13 protein-coding genes are annotated in these 13,105 nt (G+C 35.7%); all 13 read right to left on the bottom strand.

The window, feature by feature from the left end; translation table 11 throughout:
- Window positions 1–72 precede the first annotated feature (72 nt).
- Window positions 73–978 (bottom strand): NAD(P)-dependent oxidoreductase, encoded by a 906-nt coding sequence (locus QL232_RS02345; protein WP_281612903.1) that lies wholly within the window; start codon window positions 976–978, stop codon window positions 73–75.
- Window positions 971–1,891 (bottom strand): EamA family transporter, encoded by a 921-nt coding sequence (locus tag QL232_RS02350; RefSeq protein WP_281612904.1) that lies wholly within the window; start codon window positions 1,889–1,891, stop codon window positions 971–973. The genes QL232_RS02345 and QL232_RS02350 overlap by 8 nt, the downstream gene beginning before the upstream one ends.
- 61 nt (window positions 1,892–1,952) lie before the next feature.
- Complete coding sequence (locus QL232_RS02355; RefSeq protein WP_281612905.1) at window positions 1,953–2,927, bottom strand: helix-turn-helix domain-containing protein; 975 nt, start codon at window positions 2,925–2,927, stop codon at window positions 1,953–1,955.
- A gap of 143 nt (window positions 2,928–3,070) precedes the next feature.
- Window positions 3,071–4,387: a fibronectin type III domain-containing protein gene (locus QL232_RS02360; RefSeq protein WP_281612906.1), complete on the bottom strand. Its 1,317-nt coding sequence runs from the start codon at window positions 4,385–4,387 to the stop codon at window positions 3,071–3,073.
- A 130-nt stretch (window positions 4,388–4,517) separates the two neighbouring features.
- Window positions 4,518–5,084 (bottom strand): hypothetical protein, encoded by a 567-nt coding sequence (locus QL232_RS02365; protein WP_281612907.1) that lies wholly within the window; start codon window positions 5,082–5,084, stop codon window positions 4,518–4,520.
- Between the two features lie 93 nt (window positions 5,085–5,177).
- Window positions 5,178–6,068 (bottom strand): alpha/beta hydrolase, encoded by an 891-nt coding sequence (locus QL232_RS02370; protein ID WP_281612908.1) that lies wholly within the window; start codon window positions 6,066–6,068, stop codon window positions 5,178–5,180.
- Between the two features lie 17 nt (window positions 6,069–6,085).
- Window positions 6,086–6,832 carry an alpha/beta family hydrolase gene (locus QL232_RS02375; RefSeq protein WP_281612909.1) on the bottom strand — a complete coding sequence of 249 codons (747 nt, stop codon included), beginning with the start codon at window positions 6,830–6,832 and terminating at the stop codon, window positions 6,086–6,088.
- Window positions 6,833–7,203: 371 nt separating this feature from the next.
- The gene (locus QL232_RS02380; RefSeq protein ID WP_281612910.1) at window positions 7,204–7,842 is read right to left on the bottom strand and encodes a YqiA/YcfP family alpha/beta fold hydrolase; all 639 of its coding nucleotides are present in this window, start codon (window positions 7,840–7,842) and stop codon (window positions 7,204–7,206) included.
- Window positions 7,843–7,928: 86 nt separating this feature from the next.
- Window positions 7,929–8,972, bottom strand: coding sequence for a prolyl oligopeptidase family serine peptidase (locus QL232_RS02385; protein WP_281612911.1), 1,044 nt, complete (start codon window positions 8,970–8,972; stop codon window positions 7,929–7,931).
- Between the two features lie 177 nt (window positions 8,973–9,149).
- A complete protein-coding gene (locus QL232_RS02390) occupies window positions 9,150–10,199 on the bottom strand; it encodes a histidine kinase (protein WP_281612912.1) in 1,050 nt (349 codons plus the stop codon).
- Between the two features lie 51 nt (window positions 10,200–10,250).
- Window positions 10,251–11,270 carry an acetoacetate decarboxylase family protein gene (locus QL232_RS02395; RefSeq protein ID WP_281612913.1) on the bottom strand — a complete coding sequence of 340 codons (1,020 nt, stop codon included), beginning with the start codon at window positions 11,268–11,270 and terminating at the stop codon, window positions 10,251–10,253.
- 6 nt (window positions 11,271–11,276) lie between these two features.
- Window positions 11,277–12,209 (bottom strand): acetoacetate decarboxylase family protein, encoded by a 933-nt coding sequence (locus QL232_RS02400; protein ID WP_281612914.1) that lies wholly within the window; start codon window positions 12,207–12,209, stop codon window positions 11,277–11,279.
- Between the two features lie 128 nt (window positions 12,210–12,337).
- Complete coding sequence (locus QL232_RS02405; RefSeq protein ID WP_281612915.1) at window positions 12,338–13,072, bottom strand: LytTR family DNA-binding domain-containing protein; 735 nt, start codon at window positions 13,070–13,072, stop codon at window positions 12,338–12,340.
- Window positions 13,073–13,105 lie beyond the last annotated feature (33 nt).

The following is a 13,105-nucleotide window of genomic DNA, read 5'->3' on the forward strand; positions in this document are numbered from 1 at the left end:
TGAGGGAGTTAATTTAGGTAGAAACCCCTCTACTGTTTTAACATTAAAAATAGTAGAGAGGTATTGATGTAATTATCTACTTTCATTATTTATAAATGCTATCACATGATCTAATACTTTTTGTGATAACCTTTCTTGTGCTTCTATAGTCCAACCTGCAACTACTTCAGTTGATAGTATATTTTCAGATTTGTCATACTCTTCTTTGTGTTTGCCGATTCCATCCCCATCAAAAATTGCGTAATTAGTAGGGTTTGAGATCCAATGATCAAACGCTGATTTGTCGAATGTAAATCCAAGAGATGTATTTATCAGAATCTTACCATTCCCCAATTTTGTAAATTCTTCTTCGCTTAATATAGTCGTGTTTTTAGGTAAATGTAATGAGATAATTTCTGAGGAAGTTATCAGCTCATCCAATGTTAAGTAGTTTACCCCATTCTCTTCAACTTGAGGTCTTCTACTTCTGTTATAATAGCTGACATTTGCACCAAATGCTTGTAATCGATCTGCCAACATTTGTCCTGTTGTTCCCATACCAATAATCCCAACTTTCCTTCCTGTTAGTTCAACAGGGTTCTCCTTCCATTGTGGTTTTCCGATTCCTTTTAGTAGTCTTATTAACTCGGAGAGAATATATTCTATAAGTCCTTCATCACCATAATCTCTTACTCCTTTAACCGTTATTCCATTTTTATCAGCATAATCAATATCTACATTGGCAGATTTTTTATCGTATAAACTACAACACATTCCTACATATTTAAGTGCTTTTGCGTTGCTCATTACCTTGGCGGTTAATTGAGTATTCCAAGAAACAAAAACACAGTCGGCATCTTCTATTCTTTTTGCGGCGGCTTCTTCTGAGGAAGGTATGTCATCATATACCTTTATCGGATTTTCTGAATACTTTCCTAACTTTTCTATTGCCCATTCTTGAAGGCCTGTTTTATCTATTATTGTTATTTGCTTAAACATTTTCATTTATGTTTTTTGATTTGTAATAATTAATGAACGCTACCCCAATAAAAATAAGAAGTAATGCGAGGACTTTTTGGATTGAAACCGTTTCCCTTAAAAACCACCACCCGAGGAGGATGGCAATCGCCGGGTTGATATAAGTGTATGTTCCAACGATTGAAGGGGGTAATACTTTTAAAAGCCATACATATGAAAAATATGCGATTAATGAACCGACTACTATAAGGTAAATCAACCCATATAAGGCTTCTAAGCCCGACTGAGTTGTATGAGGTACAAACTTTTCATCGAGCAAGAAACTAATGACCATCGAGAGCAAGCCAACACATAACATCTGAATGGCTACGATTAAAATAATATTACTTTGAAATGAGCCTTGTTGTGATTTGAGAGAACCAAACGCAAAACATATCACACCGAAAAAAGCGACACTATAGGCGACTAGAGATTTGGGATCGATAGAGTGAATAAATTCATCATCTCCAAAGAGTAGTATGACACCTAAAAAGCCAACTAGTAATCCCATCATTAGTTTTTTATTAGATCTATAATATGACCATCTCTTTTTATCCATTGCTACTAACCATATTGGTAAAGATGCCCAAACAATGGAAGTAAGGCCTGTGCTAAGGTATTGTTCTACCCAAACCACTGATCCTGATCCAAGGAAAAGTAAAAAGAGACCTATAAAACATATCTGCAGTAGTTCTTTTATTTTTGGTAGCGTTTGTCCTTGCAATAAAGACCAAAAAAGAAAGACCAATCCTGCTATAATAAATCGGATGCCACTTAATAAAAAAGGCGGAAAATACTCTAAGGCAACAGCAATTGCCATATATGTAGAACCCCATCCAATATAGAGTGCTGTAAGTGCAAAAACTGTTTTAAAATTTGACCTCTGTAAGTTCATCACATTTAACTTTAAATAATATCACAAAGATATTTGGAGCAAAATGATGAAGAGAGGACAATCAATAGTCGTTTTGGGACAGGTTATTTTTAATTTCTGTAGGTAAGACTTCGTGATGTTTTTCAAGCATCACACGTAATTGTTTTGATGTTTTGTAACCGCATAAATTGGCAATATGTTCTACTTTATAATCAGCATATCGAAGTAAGTTTTTTGCTTTTTCAAGTCTCAATTTTGTGCGGTATTCAGCGATAGTAATACCTGTTTGTTTTTTAAAGGTACGGGTTAAATTTCGAGGACTAACAAACACTAATTCTGCTAAATCTTCGATGGTAGAAGTCTTTTCTAAGTTTTGAATAATCCAATCCTGTACTGCATGGATTTTTTCATCTTTATGGTTTCTATTCTGTACGTATACACTTACTTGTTCTTCAGTGGCTAGTCGTCTTTTGTATACTACTAATTCTTTTGCGACTTCTGTGGCTATCTGCTTCCCTTGTCTTTCTTCGATTAAGTATAAAGCCAAATCAATACCTGTTATTACACCTGCACTAGTATAAATATTGTCAGACTTTGTAAATAATGTATTCTCTGCAATTTTCACATGAGGGAAATCAATTTTCATTCTATCGATCAGGTCCCAATGTATTGTACATTCTTTATTATTTAAGAGACCCGACTCCGCTAAAAGAAAAGCGCCAGTACAAACGCTACAAATTGTTGCTTTGTTAGCATTGGCTTGAAGTAACCAATCGAAAAAGTAAGGATCTTCCTTAATATCAGCTATTTTACGCGTACTGGAACCAAAAATAAAAACGATATCATTTTTTGTTGGAGTAACAGTGCTAAAGTTGATCAACGCTGAAAGCTGAATTCCAGAAGAACTTTTTATCGTTGTATAATTACTAACAAATTGTAGTTGATAGTTAAAACCTAAATTGATAACCTCTTCGAATACTTGTACAACTCCGGTGACATCAAGAATGGTGACTTCTTTGGGTATATAAAAATAGACTATTGATATTTCTTGTTTCATTGCGTGATGTTATCGCTTTTCGTCTTGTGATGATCAGACAATACTTAAAATTGAATAGAACGTTGTTTCTTTTACTATCGTATACTATTATTATTGACAGTATTCAACGGTGTGATCTTCAATCTCTAAAAGAGAACTTATGATCACTTACTTTCAATGATCATTTTTTTGTTCGTATTAAAATCTTTCGTGATTTCCATACGATCATATTCATCTCCAAAAACGGTATATGCTACGTACTTTAATGTATTCCCTTCAATAGTAATCACTTGAAATAATTGAGACTGTTCACCGGATTGGTCTAGTTGATAACCATTGGCTTGAAATGATTTTACCTTCTTCGTATCAAGTTTATTTTGCTCTGATCCACTCACTGAAGTGACATATACAGTCCCTAGTTCTTTATCCTGATTCTTTGGAGCATGACCTCTTGTATAAGTTTGTGTATGACTATTTAATACAAGGTCGACATTATACTTTTGAAGGATAGGTTGCCATTGCTTTTGACCTAGTTGGAAATGTTCCCCTTTAGTGGGAGAAAAAATAGAATGATGGAAAGTAACTATATTCCACTTTGCTTGACTGCTTCTTAATTTTTCTTCTAAAAATTTTGTCTGTTCTTCAATTTGTTGGTTGGAGTTCAGGACAATAATTCGAACCTCTTGGTAATCGAAAGAATAAACGGTTTCATGTAATCTTTTACTTATTCCTGTTTCTCTTGGTAGGGTAAATTGTGGTTTCCAAAGCATCGACAATTGCTTCGGTGAGTTTTTATATAATGACTCAAACTCCTGACTACCTACAACGGGAACTGTAGTCCATCTACTATGAATAAACCCCGCAGCTTTAAACCATTTTGCCCATGCATTATCATTATGTGCATTATTAACGAAGTTTCCTGCATGTATAGCAAAAGAGGCATAAGGAGCTGTTTGGTAGGCCGTTCTGATTACCCTCGACCAATTTTCAAGTACATTGCTTTGTGCATCACCAAAATAGACAAACTGTATGGGTGAATATTCCTTTTTTGCGGTCTTAAATTGGATCCATTCTGACCAATTTTCATTTCCATCTCCAACTCTATATACGTAGTGTTGGTCGGGTTCAAGATCTTCAAAAGTGACACTATGGTAATGAACTATCAATGGTGTATTGCTGGTATGTAATCCCAAATCAAACTGTCTGCTTTTTGCTTCGATCTGTTTCGCCTTTTTTGAAAACGTCAAGTCCATAGTCGCTAATGCAATTTGAGCATAGCCTTTTTCGATCTGTTCGTTGGTGCGCCATGTCACTGCTCTATTTGTGGCAGGGTTTCCATTAAAAGTTAAGACTATTCTGTCTGGATCTTTGCTTGGTAGTTCCCAATGGTGTAGCTCTCTATGCTTATAATGATTGTGTTTATGTTGTCCAAAAACATTCACTACTAAGAACAGAGAAAAGATAAGTGTGCAAAGTTTCATTTTGTTATTTAGTGAAGCAGTTATTTAAAGAAATGGATTAAATACAGTACTTTTTATTTAAAATATACCCAAAGATAATAGGTTTAGATCAGATTTAGAGATCGCAATCACCTATTATCTTCAGTTCAGATTATTCACTTTTTTTGTTGAAGAATTTATTGCCTCCATTGGAGAAAACGGGAAAATTAGGAGGGATTACCATAATATTATTATACCTGCTGTAATAAAATTCCTTGTAAGGATCATCTAGCTGACTCATTAGATGAGAAGCGAGTTCAGGCATCGAGAAAAAGATAAATTCTCCGATACCAAGTATTAACCAATCTTCTATACTTTCCTCATGAATTGGGTTACGAAGTGAAACAGATTTAGACATTTCATCCAAATCACTATATCTAGCGATATTCCACTCATAAAAGGAGAGTAACTCATCTGACCCATAAGGTAGGTAAGGAGCAATTAGCTCTTCCCAATGTTTTAATTTCTTTTCTTGTTTTATGACCTCTTTTAAAAAGAAGGCGACTGTAGCCGTTGGATTTTCAATGACTAAAGCAGGGTGTTCACCACTACCTCCACCTAGTACAAGTTGAGTTTCGTCGCAGGTAAAATCTCCTTCAATTTCTTCTAAAGGATGATAAACAGGTAGATACCCAAGATATCCAACTAACTCATGTTTGAAAGAATCGATATGACTCATTTTTGTGATTTTTAGGTGATGATTATATACAATTTTACGTAGTGGTATTCGTTGAATTTTACACTACTTCTACCAAAGGTCTTAAAATGGATTTTAATTGACCTTTATTTCATTAATAATTTTATCCAGAGCAGTTTTCGCTTCTTTCATTACCGGTAAGAAAGGCCAAATGTGTGGCATATTTTCACCATCAAAGACTTTGAGGTTGACATGGCTCTTCTCCATTTTTAATTGAGCTAATTTTCCATCAGGATACATGATATCGTTTTGGGCTAGAATTAATAAGGTCTTTGGAAACCCTTCGAAACTTCCATACAATGGGGAGATCATCGGGTCTTTTAAATCAATATTTCCAGCACACATTTTTTTAGCACTTAACACACCCGTTTTTGAAAGCATCGGATCTTTTTGCTCATAATGTTCAATATCAGGGTTGAACATGCTGGCATCCATGACAGGAGAAACAAGAATTAATTTATTGGGTAATGCAACTTTCTTTATAAGCAATCGCTGAGTGAGAGCCGTGACTAAAGTACCACCTACGGAGTCTCCAATAATAGTGATTCGATCGGCTTGGTGTTTCTCTAAAGCGGATGAATAGATCGCATCAATGTTTTCTGATATTTTATCGATTTGATTTTCTGGAGCCTTTGGATAATCACACATCCAGATTTTATAGTTCGTTCTTTTTGCAATTTCTATGATGGTATCCCAATGGTGTTGAGCAGGACCAGAAATAAAGGCTCCCCCATGGATAAATATCAAAAGGTTTTCGGCGTTTTTGTCTACTCCTATTTCCGAGATATTGGAATCTGAAATTTTAAACGTTTGTAATAGGTATTTTTTGATGAAACGATCCGAAGGATGGTGAACATCTTCCTTTCGAATTTTTGAAACATCAATCGGATCTTGACTAAAGTTTTTTTTAATCCCTTTAAGTCTGATCACTAAAAGGGTTAAGTAATAGGTAATGCTTTGTTTCATTGTATTTAGTGGGGTGATTATTGATTAGTTGTCTCTAACTTATTTAAGAAAGTAATTAAGTGATGGTATGTCTGTTTTTGCTGATCATTTAAAGAAATTGTCGGAGAGCTATCCATCAGAAGTTGACCAAGATAACCAAATTGAGAATGATTACCACCTTCTATTAAAATCAACTTAGAGTTCTCCGGTAGCTTTGGCTTATTTGCTTCTACTTCTTCAACACTTGCTAATCCATCCTGACTTGCATATAATTTTATGCATGGAATATTTAGATGTGATAAACTAATGTCCCTGGGGTGGGAAGTTCCCATCAGAAATAAACCTTTAAAAGTAGATGGGTTTTCATAGACTAGCTGTGCCGCCATTTTTCCACCTTGTGAATGTCCTCCAATAACATAATTCCCTTTTTTGACATCAATGATCTGAAGTGTTTTTTGATAATCATATTGAGGGAGCCTCCAATTCATTTTTATCAAATGACAGCTAAAGCCTGCTTCGGCAATTTTTCTGCAAAGTGGAGCATATGCTTTAGGATCGGTTAAACCACCTTGAAAGAAGATAACTTGCAGTGCTTTGGTTGAAGTGTTTGTTCTGAAAGATATTTCATCGTCAGTTTCTGTAATAGTCACTTCTTCAGAGTTGGAAAATGTATCTTGAGGTAGGTCTCGTGATTGAAAGGTACTCCAATTCCAAATAAATAATAGTGCAACGATACTGAACCAAACAGCCCTAAAAATCTTTCGTTTTTTCCATTTTTTACCCATATTATTAGTTCTGTTTATTGTATTTATTGAGAGAGAAATAGTAGTAATGGAAATTTTCAACAGTGTTGTAATCAACTTCCGTTAGCTTTAGCTAAAGTAGATAAAAAACATCACTTTATAAATAGAAAAAAGGCCACACTTAAGAATAAGTATGGCCTTTCTTTGCACCTTTATGAAGGGTATTTCTTTATTGATTTTTCACCACCCTAAATCCAAAATGGTCATTTCCTGCATAAAGAAAAGCAGCGTGATTATGTATAATTCTTAATGAAAGAGGATTGAAGTTAAACGAACTACCCAGAATACATTTTAGATAATCAACTTATATTTATGTATTAGTGATGGTATCATCACTTCAGTCAACATTGCTACTATTTATAGTTCCCATTGGCCCACTTGATGACTGGGTCTAACCAATCGTTTAATGCTTTGAAGAGGAAACCATGACTTAAACCCGTAGTTAATTCAATTTCTTTAAAATGATGAACAGTACAGTTTGAGGTTTTTACTCTTGCAATAGCAGACTCACCATAAGGATCAGTTTTTTCATATATCGTTAGTATGTTCCCACAATAGTTGATATCAGGCAATGTTTCTAAATCTTCATGGGTGAAACATGCGACAAAAACAAAATTTAGTTGTGGGTTTTGTGCGTAGGTAGAGACATACTGTGCAATATATCCGCCTTTTGAAGTACCAACAATGGTAATATTTTTTGCCGGTATTCCTTCTCCGATAAGCTTATCAATCTGTGCAACTACCTTTCGAGCATAATCGTACGGGTTTGTATTATTAGGTCGCTTCTCACTGATGACTGTAAAACCACTTTCTTTAAACTTAGCGATGATCTCTTTGTACTCTGGTTTTCCATATTCCGGGTGTTCCTCATGTAAGCCATGGTCTTCAAGAAAACGTTGATGTAAGAAAAATAGAACGCGTTGATTTGGCATATCATTACACCAAGCTAAAGTAAAGTTTAAACAGAGTACTAGGCTTAGAATAAATTTCATAGAGTGGGATTTATTTCGTTATTAATCCTAACGTAGAAGTATACCTACGTTAGGATTTTTGACTTGAAGGTGCTGTGAGGAGTGTTTTATTCAGTGATTAAGTTTTGTCTATCAACAAGGAAGTCAAATGATAATTCAAATAGCCCTTTTCCATTAACGGTTGCATTCCAAGCACCATGCCCAAACCCTTCTAATGTGTAGAGTTGATTGTAAATCCCTAAAGAATCATATATGCCTTGTAATTCAAGGGCTTCTTCATAAGGTGTAACAGGATCGGGTTGGTCTCCATGTGCCATAAATAACTCAGGGTCATTAGCGTCGTAACGGTTCAGTTGGTAAACCCCTTCAAATACATCCAGTTTAATATTTGACCCCCAAAAGTATATCATACTCTTTATATCATAGGTTTGATCTAAATTTGTTGAGGAGAGTGTAGGGTCATCATCAAGACTTATTTCGTTTCTAAAATCTTCCGGATTTGAGATGCCTAATGCAATCGTAGTAATTGCTCCCGCAGAAGCACCTCCAACAGTTATCAGATCTTTATCGATGTTATAGTTGTTTGCATTGGCGATGAGCCAACGAAGAGCTGCTTTTGAATCCCTTTGAGCGGTATACATGGCAATAGACTGTTGTACTTGTTCTTGTGTTTCAGCCCCTTCAAAAGTGTTCTCGATCCATTCCTGAGGAGCTATTCCTTTGTAGTACGTAAATAAGTCATCTTGAGAAAGACCTTGTAGACTACCTAGTTCCTCTGTTGTTCTATAATCTATAGAGGCAAAAACCCATCCTCTAGAAGCATAGTACTCAGCCATTTCAACAATCTCAGGTTTCGTTTTTGTTCCTCCTTTAAATCCTCCTCCATGTATAAACATAAAAACAGGTCGGTCAGTGTAATTGTTATCTGGAAAATAGATGTCCAACTTTAAAGGGACCGTAACAAGAGAGGAGTTTGAAGGGTTACGTCCAAGGCCCTCTGCGTAGGTAATATCTTCTTGCGTGACTACTGAAAATGTTGATGCTGATCTAATTGTCCCTTCTCCATTATTTTGAACTTCGGGAGTATTGTCATTGCAACCCACTAAGAATAGAACGGCCAATGAAGTTAAATAAGTAATTAGTTTATTCATGTTATATTTTTGTGTTGTAAGGTGTTTGTCTAGAATATCTATTGTCACATTTTTTTAATGTAGTATTATTTTTTTCAATACTGCAAATATTCCAGCTAAATTATTTTTAAGGTGAGTGATAAGAATATTGAAGATAAGCTGTAGTTGATACATGCTTTATTTTAAACAATAGATGAGCTACGGCTCAGCATCAGCATCCACCTCAACGACTAGTTTTACTTCAAAATGGATCGTGTTATTGGTGATCTCCAATTGGTATTTGTTGAAGTAGCTCGCTTCTAGTCTTTCTTTTACGTTTTGTATCCCTAGCCCACTGTAGGCAGGGTCTGAGTTATGAGAGGGGTTGGGTTTGACGCCATTTTTACAGTGAAACCAAATGCTATTTTCTTGCTGTCTGATATCAATAGAAGCGGATTGAGACCCATCAAAATAACCATGTTTAAAGAGGTTTTCTACAAAGGGCATCAATAGCATAGGCTCAATTTGAGCTGTTGGATTTTCTATTGTCACATGGAATGTAGCAGTCAGGTCACTATCTTTTATCTCTTGGGAATAGAGGTAATTTTTAATGTAATCCATTTCCTTAACTAGAGGCACTCTGGAGTGCTTACAGTCGTAAGTAACATAACGCATCATATTGGCGAGGGTAGTAATATATTGTTCAGATTTATCTGGTGATAACCGAATAACCGCATTTAAATTGTTTAAGGCATTCAGAAAAAAATGCGGGTTCATCTGTGAACGTAAAAACTTATTTTCTGCCAACAAACGCTCTTTTTCTATTTGTACTCTTCGTGTTTCATTTCTTGTGAAATCTAAAATTAGTCGAAGGATTGTACTGCCAAAAACAAAGAATATCGTAGGAATAAGTACTCGCAAAAAGCGGTGTTTCCCTAAGCTTCTAATGGGTAAATTCTTTTGTCCTAATGAATAGAAATGTATTGTTTTGCTTATCCACAATAAAAAAAATGGAGTGAGGGTAATGATCAGTAAAACAACAAACAGGTAAGTCAGGTATCTTTTTTTAGTAAAGAGTTGTGGGATGAAGAACAGTGTATTCAAATAACTTATACCTGCAAAAGTAACCACCATGACCACTGCTTGAAGGGTAGCGTCTAATTTCGCATTGTTATTTTCCTGAAATAACTTAACAACTAATAGGTAATAGAGTATCCAAAATATAATCTGGACAGCAACACTCCCTTTTTTATTTACTATAAAGTTCATGACTCAATGTTCTTATGGCCAAATGTTTGGAGGCTACAATATTACCGATCTTTACTTTAAAGGATTACCTGTTAACCCAAAAGCAATTTGGTTTTTAAGGTAGTACCCACCAATAATTCGAGAGGGAGTAAGGTCTAGAGGATGTTTAAAAGATATACTTTCCGTTTTTGTCGCTATAGACGCTTCCCCAAAAGTGAGTGTCACTTTGTTAGGGAATTGCTCCGCCAATTGTATTATACTCGTTGCATTGCCTCCCGTTTTACCAATCTCAATTACCTTTCCATTTCTGATCTGTATCGATCTTAGTAAAGATAAGTCGATCATTTCTTGTTTGTCATCATTCGTCACCGAAAAATTCTGCGTATTGACTGTCATATCCATCGTTCCTCCTAAAATATTTTCAGCACTTCCGGTGTAATTTGGAGAGGTGTTGGCAAAACTAATATCGCCTAAAGATTTAGGAAGCCCTAGTCCTAAAATGCCCGCCCACATCGAATGTTCGTCCGTTACAGGCATATAAATACAGTGGAAAAACTCTTGGCCTTGGTATTCTACAAGGATCGAAATCGCATTTTCTTTATAAGGGATAGCTCCATGGTCTAGCTTGTAAAAATCGTTGAAGAAAGAGAAAACCACCATTCTGCTAGGCATATTAAATTCCTCTGGAATAAAACTTTGATAGAGTGCTACGTCATCTGTTTCGTAATACATAAATATTCCATCGTTTTCTAAATAACGGTAGGGGATATGTTCAAATAACGTATCAATGGTAATTGTCTTACTATTTATATCTGAAGAGTGTGCGTTGGAAGCTTCCAATGTTACGGTATAAGTTCCATTATTGGTAAAAGTGATGGAAGGGTGTTCTTCCGTATTTTGTGATAGAATAGAATCGGAAGTCCATTGGTATTCTGTAGCATGTTGTGATAGATTATTTAAACGGACGACCGCAGTATTATCCATGATCTCTATGGTATAGTCAAAATCAGCAACGGCAATATTCTCCAGGGCCTCCTCTTTACTGCATGAGAAAAGTAGGACGGTGAATAGAAGTAGGATGTGGTTTTTCATGATCGTTTATTTCTTACCTAGACGAAAAGGAATTTTATTCAACATATAGTAGCCCCCAAGTATTTTGCTGGGTGTGAGGTTCAGAGGATAATTGCCCTCTACACTAGAGGTATCAACATTAATCTCGCTTTTTCCACTAATGATAGTGACTTTATTGGGGTACTTTTGAGCCAATCCGAAAATATCGCCATTTCTCCCTCCCCCCATTTCAATTACTTCTCCATTGAGTATGTTCATTTTTGGAATCACTGACAATTGATTGATTAGTGCCACTTCGTCTTTACTGACCGAATACTTTTTGGTAGCGATCCTTAATGTCATGGTACATTGGTTTTCGTCTGTGACAGTCCCTTTATAGTCGTTTTTCTCCTTGACAAATTCGATAGCACCCATCGTTTTAGGAAGACCCAAACGGTGTATGCCTGCTAACATAGATTCTCTGCTGGTTACAGGCATATAGATACAATGCCATACTTCTTTGCCTTTGTATTGGCCTAACAAAAATACCGAAGCTTCTTTGTAGGGCTGAGTTGCTGTATCCATCTTATAGAAGTCACAAATAAAAGTATAGACGAGCAAGCGTTCTGGCATATCAAACACTGTAGGTAATAGCTGACGATACAATTCTTTTTCTTGAGTTTCGTAGTAGATAAACACCCCTTCACTTTCTAAATATGTATAGCGACTAGTGGTTTGATTCGTCCCTTTTAATTCCTCCAAATCTAGAAATCCATCTTTATTGGTATCCAGATAAGTAAAATTATTGGCGAGGCGCTGGGCATGTTTCGCTTCTTCTTGACTTATTTTATTGTCATGATTATGATCCAGAAACTGCATCACTCGCTGAGGATCATACGTTGTACTCTTGTTTTGTGCAGTACAATAGTTTGATAAACTGATCCAACTGATAAATACTAGAAGTGTAGTTAATGTTCTCATTACCGGTGTTTTTACTTATTGTTTTGATCAAAACTACGGTCTATTTTACTACCTTAAAAGTATTACTACGAACTTTCAGTGAATGGAAAGTGATACTCATTGAATGGACAAAATAGTGAGCTCACTGTCTAAAAATTTATCTCTTTTAGCCGTTCTAAAACTTTGGAGCGGTAGGTTTTCCCAATAGGAATTTGTGATTGGTCATGGAGGAAAAGTGTATAATTCTTTCGCTCTTTGATTTCTGATAAAGCGACGATATGGCTCCGATGGACTTGAATAAACAGTGAAGGTAGTTCTTCAGCGATTTTCTTTAAGCTTCCCAACACAAGGTAACTTTTGTCTTTTGTGATGTACTTAATGTATTCTCCCTCCGCCTGTAAATGCAACAGCTCGTTAAAGTAAATTTTTACGGTGGAAGCTCCTGTTTTTATTTTGATTGCATCATTAGGAATGATTTCCAGTAGTTCAAAGGCTTTTGCTTTATCTTCGGTATCGAGTTGTTTCTTCAATTTTTGGATCATCTGCCCGAAGCGATCTTCAGTGATAGGTTTTAGTAGATAGTCTGCCACATCGAAATGGTAACTCTCTACAGCATATTCCGCATAAGCAGTCGTAAAAACAATTTTCGGCTGAACACTGTGCTTCTTTAAAAACTCAATTCCCGTCTCTTCCGGCATCTGTATATCCAAGAAAATAACATCCACCACATCCTCAGATGCTAATACCTCTTTTGCCAATAAAGTATTTTTGTATTTTCCGACCACCTCAAATTCAGGAAATGACTTTAAATAATCAGCAATTAACTCTCTGGCAAACTGCTCATCATCAATAATTAGACATTTGTATGTTGGGGTGGTTTTCATTTATGTGGATGTGGTTGTGTTGATTTTTATTAA

Source organism: Flammeovirga sp. SubArs3, assembly GCF_947387565.1.
GTDB lineage: Bacteria > Bacteroidota > Bacteroidia > Cytophagales > Flammeovirgaceae > Flammeovirga > Flammeovirga agarivorans.